This window comes from Kitasatospora sp. NPDC032121, from assembly GCF_055580145.1.
This window is the reverse complement of record NZ_JBVILX010000001.1, coordinates 353,198-374,442: the sequence shown is the minus strand read 5'-3', so window position 1 is coordinate 374,442 and position 21,245 is coordinate 353,198. Positions and strand designations below refer to the sequence as shown.

Annotated in this window: 19 protein-coding genes; 10 read left to right on the top strand and 9 right to left on the bottom strand. The window is 71.9% G+C overall.

Annotation, left to right across the window (positions count from 1 at the left end; genetic code table 11):
• Positions 1–108: 108 nt before the first annotated feature.
• Together ACZ5OX_RS01695 and ACZ5OX_RS01690 are read right to left on the bottom strand one after the other, a co-directional pair.
• Positions 109–624: a DUF1990 family protein gene (locus ACZ5OX_RS01695; protein ID WP_465628113.1), complete on the bottom strand. Its 516-nt coding sequence runs from the start codon at positions 622–624 to the stop codon at positions 109–111.
• Positions 621–1,496, bottom strand: a complete 876-nt coding sequence (locus tag ACZ5OX_RS01690; protein ID WP_465628873.1) for a YndJ family protein — start codon at positions 1,494–1,496, stop codon at positions 621–623. The genes ACZ5OX_RS01695 and ACZ5OX_RS01690 overlap by 4 nt, the downstream gene beginning before the upstream one ends.
• Positions 1,497–1,662: 166 nt before the next feature.
• Between ACZ5OX_RS01690 and ACZ5OX_RS01685 the strand changes: the two genes are divergently transcribed.
• Positions 1,663–1,932 carry a DUF1876 domain-containing protein gene (locus ACZ5OX_RS01685; protein ID WP_449789873.1) on the top strand — a complete coding sequence of 90 codons (270 nt, stop codon included), beginning with the start codon at positions 1,663–1,665 and terminating at the stop codon, positions 1,930–1,932.
• Positions 1,933–2,114: 182 nt separating this feature from the next.
• On the opposite strand, the gene ACZ5OX_RS01680 is transcribed toward ACZ5OX_RS01685, so the two are convergent.
• From ACZ5OX_RS01680 to ACZ5OX_RS01665, 4 genes are all read right to left on the bottom strand, one after another.
• Entirely contained in the window at positions 2,115–2,555 is a 441-nt protein-coding gene (locus tag ACZ5OX_RS01680; RefSeq protein ID WP_465628111.1) for a PPOX class F420-dependent oxidoreductase, read from the bottom strand.
• Between the two features lie 30 nt (positions 2,556–2,585).
• On the bottom strand, positions 2,586–4,196 hold the full coding sequence (qcrB, locus tag ACZ5OX_RS01675; protein ID WP_465628109.1) for a cytochrome bc1 complex cytochrome b subunit: 1,611 nt from the start codon (positions 4,194–4,196) through the stop codon (positions 2,586–2,588).
• 311 nt (positions 4,197–4,507) lie between these two features.
• Entirely contained in the window at positions 4,508–6,040 is a 1,533-nt protein-coding gene (locus ACZ5OX_RS01670) for an MFS transporter (RefSeq protein WP_465628107.1), read from the bottom strand.
• Between the two features lie 154 nt (positions 6,041–6,194).
• A complete protein-coding gene (locus ACZ5OX_RS01665) occupies positions 6,195–6,872 on the bottom strand; it encodes a TetR/AcrR family transcriptional regulator (RefSeq protein WP_465628105.1) in 678 nt (225 codons plus the stop codon).
• Between the two features lie 440 nt (positions 6,873–7,312).
• Here ACZ5OX_RS01665 and ACZ5OX_RS01660 point away from each other — a divergent pair, with 440 nt between their 5' ends.
• Positions 7,313–8,101 carry a VOC family protein gene (locus ACZ5OX_RS01660; protein WP_449789869.1) on the top strand — a complete coding sequence of 263 codons (789 nt, stop codon included), beginning with the start codon at positions 7,313–7,315 and terminating at the stop codon, positions 8,099–8,101.
• Positions 8,102–8,183: 82 nt separating this feature from the next.
• Here the strand turns inward: ACZ5OX_RS01660 and ACZ5OX_RS01655 are convergent, their stop codons facing one another.
• Both ACZ5OX_RS01655 and ACZ5OX_RS01650 read right to left on the bottom strand, forming a co-directional pair.
• Positions 8,184–8,639 (bottom strand): hemerythrin domain-containing protein, encoded by a 456-nt coding sequence (locus tag ACZ5OX_RS01655; protein WP_465628103.1) that lies wholly within the window; start codon positions 8,637–8,639, stop codon positions 8,184–8,186.
• A 144-nt stretch (positions 8,640–8,783) separates the two neighbouring features.
• Complete coding sequence (locus tag ACZ5OX_RS01650) at positions 8,784–9,380, bottom strand: TIGR03086 family metal-binding protein (RefSeq protein ID WP_465628101.1); 597 nt, start codon at positions 9,378–9,380, stop codon at positions 8,784–8,786.
• Between the two features lie 217 nt (positions 9,381–9,597).
• Here ACZ5OX_RS01650 and ACZ5OX_RS01645 point away from each other — a divergent pair, with 217 nt between their 5' ends.
• The 3 genes from ACZ5OX_RS01645 (at position 9,598) to ACZ5OX_RS01635 (ending at position 15,328) form a co-directional block, all read left to right on the top strand.
• Entirely contained in the window at positions 9,598–10,179 is a 582-nt protein-coding gene (locus ACZ5OX_RS01645; RefSeq protein ID WP_465628100.1) for a DoxX family protein, read from the top strand.
• Positions 10,180–10,463: 284 nt separating this feature from the next.
• Positions 10,464–12,755, top strand: a complete 2,292-nt coding sequence (locus ACZ5OX_RS01640) for a M9 family metallopeptidase (protein ID WP_465628099.1) — start codon at positions 10,464–10,466, stop codon at positions 12,753–12,755.
• A 332-nt stretch (positions 12,756–13,087) separates the two neighbouring features.
• On the top strand, positions 13,088–15,328 hold the full coding sequence (locus ACZ5OX_RS01635) for a M9 family metallopeptidase (RefSeq protein ID WP_465628098.1): 2,241 nt from the start codon (positions 13,088–13,090) through the stop codon (positions 15,326–15,328).
• 87 nt (positions 15,329–15,415) lie between these two features.
• Here ACZ5OX_RS01635 and ACZ5OX_RS01630 read toward each other — a convergent pair whose 3' ends face one another.
• Positions 15,416–16,177: a PP2C family protein-serine/threonine phosphatase gene (locus tag ACZ5OX_RS01630; RefSeq protein WP_465628097.1), complete on the bottom strand. Its 762-nt coding sequence runs from the start codon at positions 16,175–16,177 to the stop codon at positions 15,416–15,418.
• 158 nt (positions 16,178–16,335) lie between these two features.
• Between ACZ5OX_RS01630 and ACZ5OX_RS01625 the strand changes: the two genes are divergently transcribed.
• From ACZ5OX_RS01625 to ACZ5OX_RS01605, 5 genes are all read left to right on the top strand, one after another.
• Positions 16,336–17,442, top strand: a complete 1,107-nt coding sequence (locus ACZ5OX_RS01625; RefSeq protein WP_465628096.1) for an LLM class flavin-dependent oxidoreductase — start codon at positions 16,336–16,338, stop codon at positions 17,440–17,442.
• Positions 17,439–18,062 carry an FMN reductase gene (locus tag ACZ5OX_RS01620; RefSeq protein WP_465628095.1) on the top strand — a complete coding sequence of 208 codons (624 nt, stop codon included), beginning with the start codon at positions 17,439–17,441 and terminating at the stop codon, positions 18,060–18,062. Before ACZ5OX_RS01625 ends, ACZ5OX_RS01620 begins: the two co-directional genes overlap by 4 nt.
• 234 nt (positions 18,063–18,296) lie before the next feature.
• Positions 18,297–19,364: a Dyp-type peroxidase gene (locus ACZ5OX_RS01615; RefSeq protein ID WP_465628094.1), complete on the top strand. Its 1,068-nt coding sequence runs from the start codon at positions 18,297–18,299 to the stop codon at positions 19,362–19,364.
• A gap of 14 nt (positions 19,365–19,378) precedes the next feature.
• Positions 19,379–20,176 carry a family 1 encapsulin nanocompartment shell protein gene (locus ACZ5OX_RS01610; RefSeq protein WP_465628093.1) on the top strand — a complete coding sequence of 266 codons (798 nt, stop codon included), beginning with the start codon at positions 19,379–19,381 and terminating at the stop codon, positions 20,174–20,176.
• Between the two features lie 253 nt (positions 20,177–20,429).
• The gene (locus ACZ5OX_RS01605; protein ID WP_465628092.1) at positions 20,430–21,215 is read left to right on the top strand and encodes an electron transfer flavoprotein subunit beta/FixA family protein; all 786 of its coding nucleotides are present in this window, start codon (positions 20,430–20,432) and stop codon (positions 21,213–21,215) included.
• Positions 21,216–21,245 lie beyond the last annotated feature (30 nt).

The following is a 21,245-nucleotide window of genomic DNA, read 5'->3' as shown; positions in this document are numbered from 1 at the left end:
CCCACCCCGACCAGCGCTTTTACGCCCCGCCCCACCCCAACCATCCGCTCACCCACCGCCCCCGGCCGCCCGCTGCCGCGGTTCCGTCCGACCGGCCGCCACCGTCGCTCAACCGGCGGCCTGTGCCGCGATCCGGGTCAGTACGCGGCCGCAGTGGCGGGCGAAGGCGCGCTGGGTGAGCGGCAGCAGCGGGCCTGCGAGGCGCGCGTACCAGGCGACGGGTCGGCTGAAGGCGGTGACGGAGAACCTGACCGTGCCGTCCGGTGCCAGTTCGACCAGGAAGGTCTCCTCGCCCCGGGCCAGGTGTCCGGCCCTGGTGCCGTAGGTGAAGCCGTACCGGTCCGGGCCGTCGACGGTGGCCAGGACGCGGTTGGGGGCACTGGCGCGCAACGGGCCGAGGCCGAGGCCGCAGCGTACGGCGACGCCGGGGGCGGCCCGGTCGGCCGCCGCGTCGATCAGGACGCCCGCGAGCCGGTGCATCCGCCAGTCGAGCAGGGCGGCGCCGGCGGCTTCCAGGGCGGGGCGGCCGTGGCCGATGAGCGCGCTGTGCCGCAGGTGGTTGTAGCCGGCGGGCAGTTCGCCGGTGCGGCTGGCGCCCTGTTCGGGATAGCTGTAGTCGTTCATCGGGCGGTCTCCGTCGAGGCGGTCAATGGTCCGGCGGTGGTCCGCCGGGCGGCGATCCGGCGCCAGGCGAGCAGGGCGCAGAGCGCGAAGCCGAGCGCGTTGCCGACGCCGTGGGTGGCGGCCATCCAGGTCAGGGTGGGGTGGGGGAGTCCGGCGGCCCGGCCGAGTGCCCACCACAGGGCGAGCAGCATGGTGAGCGCGAGGACGGCCGAGGATGCGGCGAGCAGCCGGGCGGTGACCGGATCGCCGCCGTGGGGCCGGAGCTCGCGCCAGGTGACCAGGCCGACCAGCCACATGCCGGTGGTCAGGACGGCGGCCCCGGCGAACTGCCACCAGTCGCCGAGGAAGTACCCGGCCAGCACCAGCAGGGTGCCCGCCGGGACGCTGAGCGCCGCGCAGCGGGCCGCGGCCGAGCCCGGACGGGCGGCGCGGCAGACCAGTCCGGCGACCAGGGCGGCGGTGAACCCGGCGTAGTGGAAGTGCGGGACGGTGAGCGCCAGGATGTGCGGTTCGAAGCCGAACAACGGGTAGCCGGAGCGTTCGGCGAGCAGGGCGGGCCCGGCGACCGAGGGCGCGGCGAGCGCGGTGAGCACCGCGACCTCGGCGGGTGCGAGCGACCGGGTGCGGGCCAGCCGCAGCGGCGCGTGCAGGGCGACGGCCAGGGTGCCGAGCGCGTAGAGCGCGGCGAAGCCGGTGGCGAGGCCGCCGCGGGGCAGCCAGAGCGAGAGCGCGCCTGGTACCGCGGCGAGCGGCCACAGCCGGCGGACCCGGGCGAGGCCGGGCTCGTCGACCAGGGCGAGGCCGAGCGGGACGACGGCGCCCATGCCGAGCAGGATCAGCAGGTCGACCAGTTCCGTGGTGCCCTTCCCCATCGTGGGCACACCCCCTTGAACGCGTTCAAATAGCTTTCGCCGCCGACTCTACGCGCCGGACTTGAACGTGTTCAACTCGCCCCCGGGATGTCGCCCGACCGGCTGGCCTGGTGTTCACGATGGGTGCGGCGCACCCTGGAGGAGTAACCGATGGAGGTGATCCGCCATGAAGACTCTGGTCGGTTGGCACATCGAGATGGAGTTCCGCGAAGAGGGGCCGCGGACCAGCGCGGCCGCGATGCTGCGGCTCAGCGACGGGAGCGAACTGCGCGCCCACGGCTACAGCAGCCGCCACCCCTCCGATCCGGAACAGCTGAGAGTCGGGGAGGAGATCGCGGGGGCCCGCGCGCTCAACGAGCTCGCCTCGCAACTGCTCACCAAGGCCCACAGCGAGATCCAGGAGGTCAGCCCGGTCCCGACCCACCCGCTGTCCTGACCTCTCCCGCGGCTTCCCGGCTGCTGTCGCGAACGGCTGCTGTCGCCAACGGCCGCCGCCGTGAACCTCCGCCGCCGTGAACGGCCCCGGAAGCGGTGGCCCCGGGCGCAGCGGCCCCGGAAGCGCCGAGTGCCGGGGCCGCCTTCCCGGGGCCCCGGCACTCAACAGCGTTCGCCAGTCCGTCAGTTGACGCAGTAGGTGGCCGGCGGCTGCCACTCCGGGCCGACCAGTCGCTGTTCCAGTTCGTTCAGCGTGATCCGGATGCCGACCGTCCCGGCCAATCCCACCCGCAGCCGGCTGCGGGCCAGCGCGATCAGCGCCGACAGGCCGTACTTGTTGATCAGCGAGGTGCGGTAGCGCGCGGTGTCGTCGGCGTCGCAGAGCCGCGCCCGGGCCGGGACCGGGCGGCCGGTGGGGCGCCCGTGGGCGTCGCAGGGGCCGATCAGCACCCGGGGGTGGCGGCGGATCCGTTCGGCCTCGCCGGAGTGGGCCGGCGTCCAGACCCCGAGGGCCGTGCCGTCCGGCACCACCCAGAGCTGCGAGTCCATCCGGCTTCCGTCCTCGCCGAAGGTGGTGAGCAGGAGGTACCTGCTGTCGGCGAGCCGGTCGGTTCGGTGGTGCACCTGTCCTCCCTGTGCCGTCGGGGGCGCGGGTCAGTGTCCGTGGCCCTCGCTGATCTCGCGGTACTCCTCGGCGGTGGGCTTGGGGATCCGGCCGCCCTCACCGTAGAAGCCGCGGGAGAGCCGGGTCCGGGTGCGGGTGAGCACCCCCGCCGGGCGGGCCACTCCATTCTCGTCCACCGCGGCGGGCAGGACGAGGGGGCGGGGCTGTTCGTGCGCCGTGAGCCGGTGCAGTTCCCGCTGTGGGAGCGGGGCGTGCACTTCGGTGAACTCGCCGTGCGGCAGGCGCTTGATGACGCCGGTCTCGCGCCCGTGCAGCACCTTGTCGCGGTCCCGCCGCTGGAGGCCGAGGCACCAGCGCTTGGTGACGACGAAGACCACGACGGGGACGACGAAGAAGCCGACCCGGGCGGCGTACGTGATGGTGTTGAGCGACAGGTGCAGGTGGGTGGCGATGAGGTCGTTGCCGCCGGCCATCAGCGCCACCAGGTAGACGCTGATCCAGGCGGCGCCGAGGGCGGTGCGGACGGGTGCGTTGCGCGGCCGGTCGAGCAGGTGGTGTTCCCGGTCGTCGTCGGTCAGCCGGCTCTCCACGAAGGGGTACACCGCGATGGCGCCCAGGACGAGGGGGAACAGCGCGAACGGGATGAGCACGCCGAGGTTGAGGGTGTGTCCCCACAGCCCGATCTCCCAGCCGGGCATGATCCGGATCAGCCCCTCGGCGAACCCCATGTACCAGTCCGGTTGGGCGTCGGTGGAGACCTGGTCCGGACGGTACGGGCCGTACGCCCAGATCGGGTTGACGGTCGCGATCGCCGACACCAGCGCGACGATGCCGAAGACCAGGAAGAAGAACCCGCCGGCCTTGGCCGTGTAGACCGGCATCAGCGGCATGCCGACGACGTTCTTCTCGGTCCTGCCGGGGCCCGCCCACTGGGTGTGCTTGTGGTAGAAGACCAGGATCAGGTGCGCCACCAGCAGGCCGAGCATGATGCCCGGGATCAGCAGCACGTGGATGGTGAAGAACCGCGGCACGATGTCGTGGCCGGGGAACTCCCCGCCGAACAGGAACATCTGGATGTACGTGCCGACCAACGGGACGGCGAGGATCGAGCCCTCGATGAACCGGATGCCGGTGCCGGAGAGCAGGTCGTCGGGCAGCGAGTAGCCGAAGAAGCCGTCCAGCATGCCGAGGAAGAGCAGCAGGAAGCCGAAGACCCAGTTGATCTCGCGCGGCTTGCGGAACGCGCCGGTGAAGAACACCCGCATCATGTGGACGAACATGGCGGCGACGAAGACGATCGCGGCCCAGTGGTGGATCTGCCGGATCAGCAGCCCGCCGCGCACCTCGAAGCTGATGTCCACCGTGGAGGCGTAGGCCTCCGACATCGGGACGCCCTTGAGTGGCACGTAGGAGCTGGCGTAGACCACCTCGCCCATGCTGGGCTTGAAGAACAGCGTCAGCCAGACGCCGGTCAGGATGATGATCAGGAAGGTGTAGAGGCAGATCTCGCCCAGCATGAAGGACCAGTGGTCCGGGAAGATCTTCCGCAGGTTCGCCCTGGCCAGGGAGTAGATCCCCAGCCGGCCGTCCGCCCAGTCGGCGGCCCGCTGCCCCCGCCCAGGGCTCTGATTCCGGGTCATGTGTACGCACCTCGGTCCGAAGGAAACGGGGAGAGGTCCCCGATTCTCACTGGGAGCCACCATAATCGGGGAGAGATCCCCACTTCTACCCGGGGGTGCCTCCTTCCTCTCTCCGCTCCCTCTCTCCGCCCCGGCAACGGCGAGCTTTCTCCCCTCCGGAAAGGTCCTTCGGAAACGCCCTCCGGAAACGCCCTCCGGAAACGTCCTCCGGAAACGGCGAGCGGCCCGCCGGTGTCGTGGAAGACACCCGGCGGGCCGCGTACGCACCCGAGTCGACCCCGGAGCCCGTCGTCAGGGACGGGCCCCCGGCGTCAGTGCACCAGCACCGGCACCTCGTTCTCCTTCGCCGAGCCCGCGCCCGTGCCCGAGCCCGCCGCGGCACCCGGCCGGCCGGCGTTGACGAAGGTGAAGGCGACGGCGGCGGCCGCCACCAGGATCCCGAAGGACACCCAGATCGCGGTGGAGAAGCCGTGCACCATGCTCTGGAACTGCAGCACCTTGGCGGCCTCCGGCGAGGCGACCGCGCCGGAGGCGTGCGAGGCCAGCCAGGTGGTGGTCGCGCTGGCCGCGATGGTGTTCAGCAGCGCGGTGCCGATGGCGCCGCCGACCTGCTGCGAGGTGTTGACCATCGCCGAGGCCACACCCGCGTCGCGCGGCTGGACGCCGTGCGTGGCCAGGCTCATCGCCGGCATGAACGCGGTGCCCATGCCGAGGCCCATCAGGACCAGGCCGGGCAGGATCACCGCCGGGTAGGAGGTGTCCAGGCCGATGTGGGTCAGCAGGAACATGCCGACCGAGGCGACCAGGAAGCCGGGCGCCATCAGGTAGCGGGCCGGGATCCGGGTCATCAGCCGGGCGCCGATCTGGGTCGAGCCGGTGATCATGCCCGCCACCATCGGCAGGAAGGCCACGCCGGTCAGCACCGGGCTGTAACCGAGCACGATCTGCAGGTAGTAGGTCAGGAAGAGGAACAGGCCGAACATGCCGATCACGGCCATGCCCAGCGACAGGTACACCCCGCCGCGGTTGCGGTCGAGGACCACGCGCAGCGGCAGCAGCGGGGCCTTGACCTGGCGCTCCACCAGCACGAAGGCGGTCAGCAGCACGGCGGCCGCGACGAACAGGCCCACGGTGCTGCCGGCCGACCAGCCGTCGGACTCGGCGCGGGTGAAGGCGTAGACCAGCGAGACCAGGCCCGCGGTCACCAGCAGCACGCCGGGGACGTCCAGCTTGTTGCGGTTACGGCCCTCGGCGGGCTCGCGGATCACCAGCACGGCGCCCGCGGCGGCCACGATGGCGAACGGGATGTTGACGAAGAAGGTCCAGCGCCAGTTCATGTACTCGGTGAGCAGGCCGCCGAGGATCAGACCGATGGCGCCGCCGCCACCGGCGATCGCGCCGTAGATGCCGAAGGCCTTGGCGCGCTCCCTGGCCTCGGTGAAGGTCACCGCGAGCAGCGACAGCGCGGCCGGCGCGAGCAGCGCGCCGAACACGCCCTGGAGCGCGCGGGCGCCGAGCAGCATCGCCGTGTTGGCCGCGGCGCCGCCGAGCGCGGAGGCCAGGGCGAAGCCGGTCAGGCCGACGATGAAGGTCCGCTTGCGGCCCCAGAGGTCCGCGATCCGGCCGCCGAACAGCAGCAGGCCGCCGAAGGCCAGCGCGTAGGCGGTGATCACCCACTGGCGGTTGCCGTCGGAGATGCCCAGGTCGTGCTGCGCGGACGGCAGGGCGATGTTCACGATGGTCGCGTCGAGGACGACCATCAGCTGGGCGAGGCCGATGAATATCAGCGCCTTCCAGCGCCGGGGATCGGGCAGCGTCGCCGGTCGGGCGTCGGTTTGAGGCATGGGGGTACTCACTTCACGGTGCGGGTGCCGTACGGGAACGGCACGTTGCCGTACGGGAAGGGGTGCGGTGGGAGAGGGTGCCGGGGCGCGCGGCAGGGCGCGGCCGGGCGGTCGGTGCCGGCGGTCGGTACTGGTGGTCGGTGCTGGTGGTCGGTCAGTTCTCGGGCTGGAAGTCCTCGAAGGTCGCGGCCCGGCCGGGCAGGACCGAGGCGGCCGGCGCGCGCAGGCCGTCCAGGAAGATCTGCAGGTGCCGGTGGACGAACTCGCCGTGGAGGCGGCAGGCGGTGTTCGGCAGCGGGCGGGTCAGCTGGCTCAGCGCGATGAACAGGTCACCGTTCTCGACGTCCGGCCGCAGCTCGCCCGCCACCCGGGCGCGCTCCATCAGCCCGCCCACGGCGGCCTGCAGGCGCTTGCGGATGTCGGCCAGCTCCGGGTCGTACGGGTCGACGTGGTTGCTGAACAGGGCGCAGAGGCCGCCGACCTTCTCCTCGACGGACGCGTGCGCGAACCGCTGGAGGGCGTCGAACGGGCCGTCGCCGTCAGGGGCGTCCGCCTCCGCCATCGCCGTCTCGGCGAGGGCCAGGACGCGGTTCTTGACGAGCACCGCCACCTCGTGGATCAGCGCCACCCGGTCCGGGAAGTTCCGGTACAGCGTGGCGTTGCCGACTCCCGCCCGCTTCGCGATCTCGTCCAGTGCCGCATCGGCACCGTGCTCGACGAACGCGTCCCGGGCCGCCAGCACGATCCGCTCCCGGTTCCGGCTCGCGTCCGCACGCAACTTCGGCGTGCGCGCGCTCCCCGCGGGACGGGCCGACTCGGCGGTGGTGGTCACGACGACTGCTCCTGATCAAGGTACCGGGGAACTTCTCCCCGTTTCTGCCAACGTACTCCGAAACGGGGAATCCGTCCCCGGAATTTCCTCCGGCACTGTGACCTGCATCACGTTTGAATCGCGCCACCCTGCGCCGAGGCCGGGGTTCCGATCTGCCTCCTGATCGACCGGGACTCCGCCGAGGTCATCGTCCACAGCGAGCCCGACGGCGGCCGCTACGACACCGTCCAGACCCTCCCCTTCGGCAGGACCGTCCGCCTCCCCGACCCCGTGGGCATCTCCCTGGAGGCCGAAGCCCTCAAGAACCGGGTGCGCTGATCCCGGGCATGGCTTCCCCGGGGCGGTGCCGGTGGCGGCCTAGGCTGTGGGCGTCCCGGGCGGCCGGTGGGTCGTCGGAGCCGGGAGGGGCCCGGCGGTCGGGTGGGCGGAGGAGGTTCGCGATGGGCAGCGGTGAGAAGGTCGCCAGGGTGCGCTGTGTGGTGGCCGTGCCGTGCTGGGTGAGCCTGACGGCCCGGAGCCTGGAGGACGCCGAGGAGTTCTACGGGCCGTTGCTGGGCTGGGAGTTCGAGCCCGGGCCGGACCGCTTCGGGCCGTACGTGCACGCGGTGGTCGGCGGGGAGGCGGTGGCCGGGCTGGGGGTCGGCGGCGCCGGGGCGATCCCGCTCGCGTGGACCAGCTACTTCGGGACGGAGAGCGCCGACGCCGCCGCCGACGCGGTGCGTGAACGCGGCGCGACGTTGGCGGTCGGGCCGCTGGCCTTCGACGCCGGACGGGTGGCCTTCGCGGCGGACCCGGCGGGTGCGGTGTTCGGTATCTGGGAGGGCCCGCTGGGCCGGGCCCGGAAGCTGGACCTGTTCGGTGCGCCGGTCTGGATCGAGCTGCGCACCCCGGACCCGTTCGCGGCGGCGCTGTTCTACGGCGAGGTGTTCCGCTGGGACGGCCGCGACCCGGAGCGCTTCGACGTCCGCTGGGAGCACGACCGGGTGGTGCTGCGGGCCGAGGGGCACAGCGTCGCCGCGCTGGCCAAGGAGCAGGCGGGCGGCCCGGCCGGGATGCCGCCGCACTGGGAGGTGTCCTTCGCCGTCCCGGACACCGACCGGGCGCTGGCCCGGGCCGTGGAGCTGGGCGGAGGGGTGATCGGGCCGGCCTTCGACTCCCCGTACGGGCGGGTGGCCCGGCTGCGGGACCGCGAGGGCGCGCGGTTCGCGGTGATCGGCCCCAAGGACTGATCGGCCTCAAGGACCGGCCGGGCCGGAGAACCGGCCGGGCCGGAGAACCGACCGGACCGGAGAACCGACCGGGCCGGAGCGCTCAGGGCGCGTCCAGCTCGGCCCGCTCCGCCCGCAGTCGGTCGCCCAGCGCGGTGCGGGCCGCGGTGGGCAGGGCCTTGCGGGCGGCGGGGAAGAGCTGCTTCTCCTCGCCGCGCAGGTGGCGCCGCAGGGTTTCGGCGAGGCCGCGCAGCAGGGTGTCGAAGGTCGGGTCGTCCGGTTCGAGGCCCTGGAGGTCGGCGAGGTACTGCCCGATCGCCAGGTGGTCGTGGATGCTGCGGAAGACCAGTTCCCCGCCGTCGGGCACGTCGTGCTGCACCACCGGGAAGAGGTGTTCCTCCTCGGCGGCGCAGTGGGTGAACAGCAGGTCGGTCAGCCGGGCCAGCAGCTCGCCGCGCCCGGGGTCGCCGACCGGTGCGGCCTCGATCCGGTCGAGCAGCTCGGTGACCGCCCGGTGGTCGGCGGTGAACTCGCCGAGGATGTCAGGCCTGCGGCTCATGGCTCGCCCGCCTCTCGCACGGAAGACTTCCCCCCGCCGCCTTCCAGTATCCGGCGCCGGGCCGCCCGCCCGGAGACGTCCCCGGTCACCCTCCGTCCCCGTCTCCGGTCCGGAGAGGTGTCCGCTCACCCGCCGGCGCCCCGGTCATCCTCCGTCCCGCCGCCCCGTGAGGGCGAGCAGCCGGGTCTGCGGGCCGGCGTCCTCGGGCACCGGCAGCGGCGGGTCGAAGAGCCCGCTGCCGGAGAGGTCCCCGTATCCGGCGAACTCGCCGAGCGCGAACTCGACGAGCTCGTCCGGGAGCCGGGTGAGCCGCCCGATGCCCTCGGCGAGGTCCCAGGAGTGGATCACCAGGTCGGTGGTGAGCTGGTCCAGGTAGTACTGCCCCGAGGTGTCGCCGAAGGAGAGGTGGACGGTCAGCTCGGTGGCGCCCGGGACGGCCCAGGTCTCTCTGGCGGCCTCGGCGGCCTCGGTCCAGGAGGTGAGCGGGTCGTCGCCGAGCACGTCGCCGTCGAAGCGTCCGCCGACCTCGCCGATGGTGGCGCCCATCAGCAGCTCGGGCACCCAGAGCTGCTCGCAGGTGAGGTGGTTGACCAGGTCGCGGACGGACCAGTCGCTGCAGGGGGTGGGGGAGTCCCACTGGCCGGGGGCGGTCAGCCGGACGCGTTCGCCGAAGGCGTCCAGCGCCTCGGGGTAGGGGGTGCCGGTCCGGGCTCCCCGTCGGTGCTGCCTGTGCTGGGCCATGCCTCCACCCTCCCTGGCCCGGACGGGCGCCGCGAGTCGTCGACGGGACGTCAGTTGTTCAAATTCGAACTTCGAGGTACGGTCGAACGAGCGGCGGTTCAAATTTGAACAATGGCGCCGGGGTGACGACCCCGCCTGCCGCACCACCACACTCCGTAGCCGCGTCCGGCCGTGCCGGACGACGACCGCACCCCGATCGACACCGATGGAGACGCGCATGCCGAGCAGCAGCCCGAGCACGACCGCCGCCACCACTGCCGCCACCACTGCCGTCAGCCCGGCCCGGGACACCGCCGGGCCCGCGACGACCTCCCCGCACGCCTACGACGCCGGACTCCTGCTCCTGCGCCTCGCCCTCGGCCTGACCATGGCCGCGCACGGCAGCCAGAAGCTGTTCGGCTGGTTCGGCGGCGGTGGCATCGACGGCACCGGTCAGTTCTTCACCATGAGCGGCTACCCGGCCGGCCACGCCATGGCCGTGGTGGCCGGCCTCACCGAGACGCTGGGCGGACTCGCCCTCGCCGTCGGCCTGTTGACCCCGCTGGCCGGTGCCGCGATCGTCGGCACGATGGTCAACGCGCTGGCCGTCACCTGGGGTGGCGGCTTCTTCGCCCCGAAGGGCAGCGAGTACGAGCTGCTGCTGACGGCCACCGCGGCCGCGCTCGCCCTGACCGGCCCCGGCCGCTACGCGGTGGACCGCTTCCTTCCGGTGCTGCGGGCGCACCGCCTGGTGTACGGCGCGGCCGCCGTCGTGGTCGGCCTGGTGACGGCGGGCGTGATCCTGCTGCTGCGCAAGTAGCCGACCGTTCCCGGTACGGAAAGGGCATGGTGACGACCCGTCGCCATGCCCTTTCCGTCATTTCGGATGAGTAGACCTCGGGTAAAGGCCTTCACAATGTTGTGTGATGTGTGCAATGGTACATGTCACATCCCCACTTCCTTGACGGAACCGCCCCACGCGGTGCCGCCGAGGACGGTCCTCGCTCCACCGCAGGCCGCGCCCCAACTCGCGGCCGTCGACGGCCCGGAGGCCCCCACGTGAATGGCCAACGCTTACTGCGAGTCCCGCAGTTCGCAAGACTGTTGACGTTCGTCCTGTCCCTGTTCCTGGCGATCGGCCTGTTCGCCCCGCAGTCCCAGGCCGCGCCCACCAGCCCCGCCCCCGGCGGGGCGACCCCCACCGGCGTGCCCGCCGGCACGGCGCCCGCCCACCTGGCGCCGCCGCCCGCGATCGGCGACAGCCGTACCGACACCGACCCGGCCAAGCCGGACGGCCGCAAGCGGCTCAGCCCGGAGGACCTGGTACCCCAGTCGCCGACGGCCCCGCTCACCGGCCTGCCCACGGCCGAGCAGCCGCAGGTCAAGGCCCTCGGCCTCGGTGCGGCGGCCGAAACTCCCTGCAACGTCGGCGACTTCACCGGCAGGACCGGCAGCGCGCTGGTCCAGCAGATCAAGTCCGTCGACCTCCAGTGCGTCAACTCGCTGTTCAAGATCGGCCGCAGCGACGCCGCCAACGCCTTCCGTGAGTCGCAGATGACCACCGTGGCGAACGCGGTGCGCGACGCCGCGAACAGCTACCAGGGCAACAACAGCGCGTCGATCTCGCAGCTGATGCTCTACCTGCAGGCCGGCTACTACGTGCACTTCTACAACCCCGACGTGGTGGGCCCCTACGGCAACGGCCTGAAGGACGCCTCCCGCGCCGCGCTGGACGCCTTCTTCGCCGGCCCCCGTACGCGGGACATCACGGCGGACAACGCCGGCCCGCTGGCCCGGGCGGTCACGCTGATCGACAGCATCAAGGACAGCGCCCGCTACCTGCCGGTCGCCAAGCGCCTGCTGACCGACTACGACAGCGCCACCTGGAACCCGACCGGCATGGTCTACGCGGTGACCCCGGTGCTCACCCAGCTCTTCGCCGGGCACCGGCAGGCCGACTTCCTCCCGGCCGTCAAGGCCGACCCGACCGTGCTGGACGCCCTGTACACCTTCATCTCCCGCAACCAGGGCCTGCACGGCGGCGCCTACGGCCGGATGGTCTACGAGGCGACCAACGAGCTCACCCGCTTCATGCAGTACCCGGAGCTGCTGCCCAGGCTGCGCCCGTACGCGCGGACCCTGGCCCAGCAGTCCGCCCCGAGCGGCCCCACCATGTACCAGCGCGGCTCGGTGGCGCTCGCCGTGAACTGGTGGGACAAGGCCGACTGCTCGTACTACGGCACCTGTGAGGACCCGGCGAAGTTCAAGGCCGCCAACCTGACGGTGAAGCACACCTGCAGCCCGAGCATCAACATCCTGGCCCAGGCGCTGGACGCGACCCAGCTGGCCGCCGCCTGCGCCAGCCTGAACGGCCAGGACGCGTTCTTCCACGCGGTGGCCAAGGACAGCGGCCCGGTCAAGGACGACAACAACGGCACGATCGAGGTCGTGGTCTTCCACTCCTCGCTCGACTACCAGGTGCTCGCCGCGGTCATCTACGACATCAACACCAACAACGGCGGGATGTACCTGGAGGGCGACCCGGCGACGGTCGGCAACCAGCCGCGCTTCCTGTGCTACGAGGCCGAGTGGGCCCGCCCGTCCTTCGAGATCTGGAACCTCAACCACGAGTACACCCACTACCTCGACGGTCGGTTCAACGTGTACGGCGACTACGACGCCGGCCAGGTCCAGCCGATCGACTGGTGGGTGGAGGGCTTCGCGGAGTTCGTCTCCTACTCCTACCGCAAGGTCAACAACGACGGCGCCATCGCGGTGGCCCCGCGGCACACGTACAAGCTGAGCGAGCTGTTCGACACCGTCTACGCCAAGAGCGACCAGGACCGGGTCTACCGCTGGGGCTACCTGGCCGTGCGCTACATGCTGGAGCAGCACCGCTCCGACATGGACGCGGTGCTCGCCAAGTACCGCGCCGGTGACTGGGACGGTGCCCGCACCATCCTGAAGACCACCATCGGCACCCGCTACGACGCCGACTTCGACGGCTGGCTGACCAGGTGCGCCGCCGGCGCCTGCGCCACCGGCACCCCGGGCCAGCCGCAGCTGCCGGAGTGCACCGGCGCCGACACCCGGCAGCTGGACGCCAACTGCGTGCGCAGCAACGTCGCGGCCACCACCGGCAACTACGCGCACTTCTACGTCATGGTGCCCGCCGGCACCAAGCAGCTGAAGGTCACCAGCAAGGGCGGCACCGGCAACGGCGACCTCTACTACAACCCGGGCAGCTGGGCGTACGCCAACTCCTACGTCACCCGCTCGGCCGGCCCGGACAACTCCGAGACGCTGACCGTCACGGACCCGCCGGCCGGCTACGTCTTCTTCAGCCTCTACGCCCAGCAGGGCTTCAGCGGGGTGAGCGTCACGAGCGAATTCTGAGCCGGCAACGGCAGACCGGACAGGTGACCGCCCCGGGCGGAGCGCTACGGCGCCCCGCCCGGGGCGGCCCATTTGACGGACCGTCATCACCGGTCCTTCCTGAATTCCCCGCAAACCGTGCACAACGCCCCGGGTTCCCAAGGCCATGTGAGATGTGCCATGGTACATGTCACATCCCCCACCGCGCCCGACGGAGCCGCCCCCACGCGGCGCCGTCGCCAACGGTCCTCGACCACCCCATCGACCGCGCCCCAACTCGCGGTCGACGACGGCCCGGAGGCCCCCACGTGAGTCCTTCACGGCTGCTGCGAATCCCGCAGCCGGCACGATTGATGACGCTCCTCCTGTCCCTGTTCATGGCGATCGGCCTGTTCGCCCCGCAGTCCCAGGCCGCCCCCGCCACCCCCGTCCCGAGCGGAAAGCCCGCGCCCGTCCCCGCCGGGCCGGCCCCGCAGCCCGCCACCGGATCCGCCGAACGAGCCGACAGCGGGCAGCAGTTGGCCTCGGTCGACCAGCGCGCCCCGCTTCCGGTCGACACCCGGCCGGCCGAGGTCCGGCCGGCCGCCAAGGCCCTCAGCCTCGGCGTGGCGGCCCAACAGGCCTGTACCATCGGCGACTTCACCGGCCGGACCGGCAGTGACCTGGTCCAGCACATCAAGGCCGCCGACATCCAGTGCATCAACAGCCTCTTCCAGCTCACCGGCGGCGACGCGCGCGGCGCGTTCCGCGAGGAGCAGATGAGCACGGTGGCCTACGCGCTGCGCGACGCGGCGGCCGCCTACCCCGGCGACAACAGCACCTCCGTCGAGCAGCTGGTGCTCTACCTGCGCGCCGGCTACTTCGTGCAGTGGTACCACAAGCAGGACGTCGGCGAGTACGGCGCCGGCCTCAAGACCGCGATCCAGTCCGGGCTGGACGCCTTCTTCAACAGCGCGCACTCGCGCGACGTCGTGGCGGGCAACGCGCCCATCCTGGGCGAGGCCGTCACCCTGATCGACAGTGCGCAGGAGAACATCCGCTACCTGCCGGTCGTCAAGCGGCTGCTGGGCGACTACAAGGCCGACACCTGGAACCCGGCCGGCATGGCGTGGGCCGTCAACCCGGTGTTCACCGTGCTCTTCCGCGGCCACCAGGTGCCCGGCTTCGACGCGGCCGTCGAGGCGGACCCGAGCGTGCTCGACACGCTCTCCGACTTCGCGACCCGCAACAACGCCCTGCTCGGCGACACCTACGGCGTGCTGGTCTACAACGCGACCAAGGAGCTGACCCGCTTCCTGAAGGACACGGCCCTCCAGGCCAAGGTCCGCCCGCTCGCCAAGGGGCTGGTCGCCGCGTCGGAGCCCAAGGGCCGCACCGTCTACCAGTGGGCCGCGGTCGCCGAGGCCGTCGACTACTACGACAGCGGCAACTGCTCGTACTACGGCACCTGCAACAAGGCCGACCAGCTCAAGGCCGGCGTGCTCACCGTGACGTCCACCTGCAGCCCGAGCATCAAGCTGATCGCCCAGGCGCTGGACGCCACCCAGCTGGCCACCGCCTGCACCAGCCTGACCGGCCAGGACGCGTTCTTCCACGCGGTGGCCAAGGACAGCGGCCCGGTCAAGGACGACAACAACGGCACGATCGAGGTCGTGGTCTTCCACTCCTCGCTCGACTACCAGGTGCTCGCCGCCGCGATCTACGGCATCGACACCAACAACGGCGGGATGTACCTCGAGGGTGACCCGGCCAAGGCCGGCAACCAGCCGCGCTTCCTGTGCTACGAGGCCGAGTGGGCCCGCCCGTCCTTCGAGATCTGGAACCTCAACCACGAGTACACCCACTACCTCGACGGCCGGTTCGACATGTACGGCGACTTCAACGCCGGCATGACCACCCCGACCATCTGGTGGGTGGAGGGCTTCGCCGAGTACGTCTCCTACTCCTACCGCAAGGTCAACAACGACGGTGCCATCGCGGCGGCCGGCCGGCACACGTACAAGCTGAGCGACCTCTTCGACACCGCCTACGGCGACCAGGACCGGGTCTACCGCTGGGGCTACCTGGCCGTGCGCTACATGCTGGAGCAGCACCGCTCCGACATGGACGCGGTGCTCGCCAAGTACCGCGCCGGTGACTGGGACGGTGCCCGCACCATCCTGAAGACCACCATCGGCACCCGCTACGACGCCGACTTCGACGGCTGGCTGACCAGGTGCGCCGCCGGCGCCTGCGCCACCGGCACCCCGGGCCAGCCGCAGCTGCCGGAGTGCACCGGCGCCGACACCCGGCAGCTGGACGCCAACTGCGTGCGCAGCAACGTCGCGGCCACCACCGGCAACTACGCGCACTTCTACGTCATGGTGCCCGCCGGCACCAAGCAGCTGAAGATCACCACCAGCGGGGGCACCGGCAACGGCGACCTCTACTACAACCCGGCCGGCTGGGCCTACACCGACGCGAACACCGCGCGGTCGACCAACCCGGACAACTCCGAGACGCTGACCGTCACGGACCCGCCGGCCGGCTACGTCTTCTTCAGCCTCTACGCCCAGCAGGGCTTCAGCGGGGTGAGCGTCACGAGCGAATTCTGAGCCGGCAACGGCAACTGGACAGGTGACCGCCCCGGGCGGAGCGCTACGGCGCCCCGCCCGGGGCGGGTCCGTGTCCCGACCCGGTGGCTACGCACCGACCCGCACCAGCGCCAGAGTGATGTTGTCCGGCCCGCCGGCCTCGATGGCCGCCTTCCACAGCTCGAACGCCGCCTTGCCGTCCGAGCGGTCCGCCCCCTCGGAGGACCGCGCCAGCAGCGCGGCCAGCTCCTCGTCGGGCACCGGGTCGGTCAGGCCGTCGCTGCACACCAGGTACCGGTCCCCGGCGGTCAGCCGCGCGGCCCGGACGTGCGGTTCGACGTAGGTGAGACCGAGCGAGCCGCCCAGGGTCTGGGTGACCGCCGAGGTGGTGCGCCGTCCGGGCGGCAGCGGGGGGCTGTCGTCCACGCTCACCCGGCGCAGCCCGTCCCCGGAGATCCGGTAGACCCGGCTGTCGCCGACGTTGAAGGCCAGCGCCTGCCCGGGCAGCAGCACCAGCCCGGCGACGGTGGTGCCCATCGCGGCGAGCCCCGGCTCTTCGGCGGCGGCCGCGTAGACGGCCCGGTTGCAGGCCTGGAGCTCCTCGCGGACGGCCTCCTCGTCGTCCAGCGCGCCCCCGTCGGCGGCGAGCCGGCGGGCGACCAGGGCGCTGGCCACCTCGCCGCCCGGGTGGCCGCCCAGGCCGTCGGCGACGGCGACCACACAGGGCGGGCCGAGCGGGAAGAGCAGGGTCTGCGGGTTGGTGGTCACGGTGGCGCAGAGCGTCCACGGCCCGACCGTGAGGCTGTCCTCGTTGTGCTCCCGCACCAGGCCCTCGTGGCTCAGCGCGCTCACCGCGATGTACGGACCCATCGTCCGCCGTCCTTCCGGAGGGATCCCCGTCTTCCATTGTCGGCGGGAGTCGGCTTTCGGCGGGAGTCGGGGGAGCCGGGGGAGTCGGCGGGAATAGCTGCGCGCACCCCGGTGCTAAGGTGGTTGAAAGTTTTACTACCTGGGATGTGGTGATCAGCATGCAGTTCGGAATCTTCTCCGTCGGCGACGTGACGACCGACCCCACCACCGGCCGCACCCCGACGGAGCACGAGCGGATCAAGGCGATGGTGGCCATCGCCCGCAAGGCCGAGGAGGTCGGCCTGGACGTCTTCGCGACCGGCGAGCACCACAACCCGCCGTTCGTCCCGTCCTCCCCGACCACCATGCTCGGCTACATCGCCGCGCAGACCGACCGCATCATCCTCTCCACCTCGACCACGCTGATCACCACCAACGACCCGGTGAAGATCGCCGAGGACTTCGCGATGCTCCAGCACCTGGCCGAGGGCAGGGTGGACGTCATGATGGGCCGCGGCAACACCGGCCCGGTCTACCCGTGGTTCGGCCAGGACATCCGCCAGGGCATCCCGCTCGCGATCGAGAACTACGCGTTGCTGCACCAGCTGTGGCGCGAGGACGTGGTGGACTGGCAGGGCCGCTTCCGCAGCCCGCTGCAGGGCTTCACCTCCACCCCGCGCCCGCTGGACGACGTCGCGCCGTTCGTCTGGCACGGCTCGATCCGCAGCCCCGAGATCGCCGAGCAGGCCGCCTACTACGGTGACGGCTTCTTCGCGAACAACATCTTCTGGCCCAAGGAGCACTTCCAGAAGCTGATCAACCTCTACCGCGAGCGCTACGCCCACTACGGTCACGGCACGCCCGAGCAGGCGGTCGTCGGCCTCGGCGGGCAGGTGTTCATGCGGAAGAACTCCCAGGACGCGGTGCGCGAGTTCCGTCCGTACTTCGACAACGCGCCGGTGTACGGCCACGGGCCCTCGCTGGAGGAGTTCACCGAGCAGACCCCGCTGACCGTGGGCAGCCCGCAAGAGGTCATCGAGAAGACCCTGACCTTCCGCGAGACCTTCGGCGACTACCAGCGCCAGCTGTTCCTGATGGACCACGCCGGCCTGCCGCTGAAGACCGTGCTCGAGCAGCTGGACCTGCTCGGCGAGGAGGTCGTGCCGGTGCTGCGGGAGGAGTTCGCCAAGGGCCGCCCGGCCGGGGTGCCGGACGGGCCGACCCACGCCGCGCTGGTCGCGGCCCGGGACGCGCAGGAGAACGAGAAGACGGAGGTGGCCAAGTGACCGCGTTCAAGCTGGTGGTGGTGAGTGCCGGACTGAGCAAGCCGTCCTCGACGCGGCTGCTGGCCGACCGGCTCACCGACTCGACCGTGCGCCGACTCGCTCAGGAGGGGCGCGAGGTGGACGTCACCGTGGTCGAACTGCGGGACCTGGCGGTGGAGATCGCCAACAACTTCGTCACCGGTTTCCCCGGCGCCGGGCTGCGCGCGGCGATCGAGGCGGTGACGGAGTCGGACGCCCTGATCGCGGTGACGCCGATCTTCACCGCTTCGTACAGCGGTCTGTTCAAGTCCTTCTTCGACGTGATCGACAACGACGCGCTCACCGGCAAGCCGGTGCTGATCGCCGCCACCGGTGGCACGCCCCGGCACTCGCTCGCCCTGGAGCACGCCGTCCGCCCGCTGTTCAGCTACCTGCGCGCGGTGGTGCTACCGACCTCCGTCTTCGCGGCCACCGACGACTGGGGCGCGGCGGGGGACGGGCTCACCGACGGCCTGCCGCGGCGGATCGACCGGGCGGCCGGCGAGCTGGCGGCCCTGCTGGCCGGGCGCGGCCCGGCGGCGCCGGACCTGCCCCAGCAGGTGGTGCCGTTCGCCGAGCAGCTGGCGGCGCTGCGGGTGTGAACCCGGGCCGGAGGGTCGAACAAGGGCCGAACGAGGGGCGATCGAGGGCCGAATGAGGGGCGGGCGTGCGAGGAAACGCGCCCGCCTCTCGGCGTACCCGCCCCTCGGCGCGCCCGTTCGGGCAGCGCGGCACGCCCGCGCGGGAAGCACCCTCCCGGGCCGCCGACCGCGCCGAAATGTCCGCTCCGGGGTGTAATCGTACGGACGATCAGGCCCGGAGACCGGAGTCCGTCCATGCCGCTCGCGCCACCCCCGCCCACCCCGCAGTCCGTGCTCTCCCCGCTGACCGACGCGGCCGTCTTCCTGGTCCTCACCGTCCCGCCCGGCGGTGAGCAGGCCGTCCGCGAGCTGCTGCCCGACCTCGCCGGTCTGCGCCGTTCGGTCGGCTTCCGGGCGCCCGAGGGCGGCCTCACCTGCGTCACCGGCATCGGCTCCGAGCTCTGGGACCGCCTCTTCGCCGGCCCCCGCCCGGCCCTGCTGCACCCCTTCCAGGAGGTGGCCGGCCCCCGCCACCGCGCCCCGGCCACCTCCGGCGACCTGCTGCTGCACCTGCGGGCCGCCCGGATGGATCTCTGCTTCGAACTGGCCGGGCAGCTCGTCGACCGGCTCGCCGGGGCGGCCGCCGTGGCCGATTCCGTCCAGGGCTTCCGCTACTTCGACGACCGGGACCTGCTCGGCTTCGTCGACGGCACCGAGAACCCGGAGGGCGGGGCCGCGGTGAGCGCCGCGCTGGTCGGCGAGGAGGACCGGGACTTCGCCGGCGGCAGCTACGTCATGGTCCAGAAGTACCTGCACGACCTGGACAAGTGGAACGCGCTGAGCGTCGAGGAGCAGGAGGGGGCGGTCGGCCGCACCAAGCTCACCGACATCGAGCTGGCCGACGACGTCAAGCCCGCCGACTCGCACGTGGCGCTCACCGTGATCACCGGGCCGGACGGCGAGGAGCGGAAGATCGTCCGCTTCAACATGGCCTTCGGGTCGTTCGACCGGGGCGGCGAGTTCGGCACCTACTTCATCGGTTACGCGGCCGACCCCGGGGTGACCGAGGAGATGCTGCGCAACATGTTCGTCGGCAACCCGCCCGGCACCACCGACCGGCTGCTCGACTTCTCCACGGCCGTCACCGGCGGGCTGTTCTTCGTCCCGACCGCCGACTTCCTCGACTCCCCGCCGCCGGCCCCGCCGGCCGAGCCTGCCGACGCTCCGGCCCCCGACGCCCCGGCCCCCGCCCCCTCGTCGGGGGACGGCTCGCTCGGCATCGGCAGCCTCAAGCAGACCGGCAGCCTCAAGCAGACCACCTGAACAGGACCGCGCCCATGAACAACCTCCACCGGGACCTCGCCCCGATCTCCGCCGCCGCGTGGGAGGAGATCGAGGAGGAGGCCCGCCAGACCTTCAAGCTCCACATCGCCGGCCGCCGGGTGGTCGACCTCAGCGGCCCCGACGGCGCCACCCTCGCCGCCGTCGGCACCGGTCACCTGACCGCCGTCGACCCCCCGACGGACGGCATCGAGGCCCGCGCCCGCGCCGTCCAGCCGGTGGTCGAGCTGCGCGTCCCCTTCACCGTCCGCCGCGACGCCGTGGACGACGTCGAACGCGGCTCCCGGGACTCCGACTGGCAGCCGGTCAAGGACGCGGCGCGCAAGCTCGCCCTGGCCGAGGACCGCGCCGTCTTCGAGGGCTACCGAGCCGCCGGCATCGACGGCATCCGTGCCGCCTCCACCAACCCGCCGGTCCAACTCCCCGACGACGTCCGCGAATACCCGGAGGCCGTCAGCCGCGCCCTGACCGCCCTGCGCCTCGCCGGGGTCGGCGGCCCCTACTCGCTCCTGCTCGGCGCGGCCGCCTTCACCGCCGTCAACGAGACCAGCGACCACGGCTACCCGGTCCACAACCACATCGCCCGCCTCCTGGACGGCGACATCATCTGGGCCCCGGCCATCGAGGGCGCCTACCTGCTCTCCGCCCGCGGCGGGGACTTCGAGCTCTTCCTCGGCCAGGACGCCTCGGTGGGCTACCTCTCCCACGACGCCGAGACGATCGGCCTCTACCTCCAGGAATCGATGACGTTCCGCGTCCACACCGGAGAGGCCGCCGTCGTCCTGCGAGGCTAGCCGGGTCCGTGCCGCCGGCCGCCCCCGGGAGGCCCCGGAAGGGTACTGAGTTCCTTTACGAGGGGTACTGAGTGCCGTATCCTCTCCGTGGAGCCTCTGACGCCAGTCGACGGGAGTCGACCCCGGTCTGCCGGTCCAGGTGGCGCTTGCGGTGCGCGGGTCGCGCCCGGGCCGGCTTGGCACTCAGTACCCTCGGCATGCCTGAGGCCATTGGATCCAGTGCATCCGTGCACCCGTGACAGGAGAACCGCTCATGAGCTTGAGGATCGTTGTCTGCGTGAAGTACGTGCCGGACGCGACGGGTGACCGTCGTTTCGCGGACGACCACACCACGGACCGGGAGGGTGTGGACGGCCTCCTGTCGGAGCTGGACGAGTACGGCGTGGAGCAGGCGCTGCGGATCGCGGAGGCGAACGAGGGCGCCGAGGTGACGGTGCTGACGGTGGGGCCGGACGACGCGAAGGACGCGCTGCGCAAGGCGCTGTCGATGGGTGCGGACAAGGCCGTGCACGTGAACGACGACGACATCCACGGTACGGATGTGATCGGGACGTCGGCGGTGCTGGCGAAGGCGCTGGAGAAGACCGGGTTCGACCTGGTGATCGGTGGCATGGCGTCGACGGACGGCACGATGGGTGTGCTGCCGGCGCTGCTGGCGGAGCGTCTGGGTGTGCCGCAGGTGACGCTGCTGTCGGAGGTGTCGGTCGAGGGCGGTGTGGTGAGGGGCCGTCGTGACGGGGACGCGGCGACGGAGCTGGTGGAGGCTTCGCTGCCGGCGGTGGTCTCGGTGACGGACCAGTCGGGTGAGGCCCGGTACCCGTCGTTCAAGGGGATCATGGCGGCGAAGAAGAAGCCGGTGCAGTCGCTGGACCTGGACGACCTGGGCATCGAGGCGGACGAGGTCGGCCTGGCGGGTTCGTGGACGGCCGTGGAGTCGGTGGCGGCGCGTCCGGCGCGTACCGCGGGCACGGTAGTCAAGGACGAGGGCGAGGGCGGCAAGGCGCTCGCCGGCTTCCTCGCCGACCAGAAGTTCATCTGAGCCGCCCCCACCCCCCGACCCAGCGAAACA

Bases quoted from the DNA above. Each gene is read 5' to 3' on its own strand.
- ACZ5OX_RS01695 (WP_465628113.1), bottom strand. From the start codon at position 624: ATGAACGACTACAGCTATCCCGAACAGGGCGCCAGCCGCACCGGCGAA.
- ACZ5OX_RS01690 (WP_465628873.1), bottom strand. From the start codon at position 1,496: ATGGGGAAGGGCACCACGGAACTGGTCGACCTGCTGATCCTGCTCGGC.
- ACZ5OX_RS01685 (WP_449789873.1), top strand. From the start codon at position 1,663: ATGAAGACTCTGGTCGGTTGGCACATCGAGATGGAGTTCCGCGAAGAG.
- qcrB (WP_465628109.1), bottom strand. From the start codon at position 4,196: ATGACCCGGAATCAGAGCCCTGGGCGGGGGCAGCGGGCCGCCGACTGG.
- ACZ5OX_RS01670 (WP_465628107.1), bottom strand. From the start codon at position 6,040: ATGCCTCAAACCGACGCCCGACCGGCGACGCTGCCCGATCCCCGGCGC.
- ACZ5OX_RS01660 (WP_449789869.1), top strand. From the start codon at position 7,313: ATGGGCAGCGGTGAGAAGGTCGCCAGGGTGCGCTGTGTGGTGGCCGTG.
- ACZ5OX_RS01655 (WP_465628103.1), bottom strand. From the start codon at position 8,639: ATGAGCCGCAGGCCTGACATCCTCGGCGAGTTCACCGCCGACCACCGG.
- ACZ5OX_RS01650 (WP_465628101.1), bottom strand. From the start codon at position 9,380: ATGGCCCAGCACAGGCAGCACCGACGGGGAGCCCGGACCGGCACCCCC.
- ACZ5OX_RS01645 (WP_465628100.1), top strand. From the start codon at position 9,598: ATGCCGAGCAGCAGCCCGAGCACGACCGCCGCCACCACTGCCGCCACC.
- ACZ5OX_RS01635 (WP_465628098.1), top strand. From the start codon at position 13,088: ATGACGCTCCTCCTGTCCCTGTTCATGGCGATCGGCCTGTTCGCCCCG.
- ACZ5OX_RS01630 (WP_465628097.1), bottom strand. From the start codon at position 16,177: ATGGGTCCGTACATCGCGGTGAGCGCGCTGAGCCACGAGGGCCTGGTG.
- ACZ5OX_RS01625 (WP_465628096.1), top strand. From the start codon at position 16,336: ATGCAGTTCGGAATCTTCTCCGTCGGCGACGTGACGACCGACCCCACC.
- ACZ5OX_RS01615 (WP_465628094.1), top strand. From the start codon at position 18,297: ATGCCGCTCGCGCCACCCCCGCCCACCCCGCAGTCCGTGCTCTCCCCG.
- ACZ5OX_RS01610 (WP_465628093.1), top strand. From the start codon at position 19,379: ATGAACAACCTCCACCGGGACCTCGCCCCGATCTCCGCCGCCGCGTGG.
- ACZ5OX_RS01605 (WP_465628092.1), top strand. From the start codon at position 20,430: ATGAGCTTGAGGATCGTTGTCTGCGTGAAGTACGTGCCGGACGCGACG.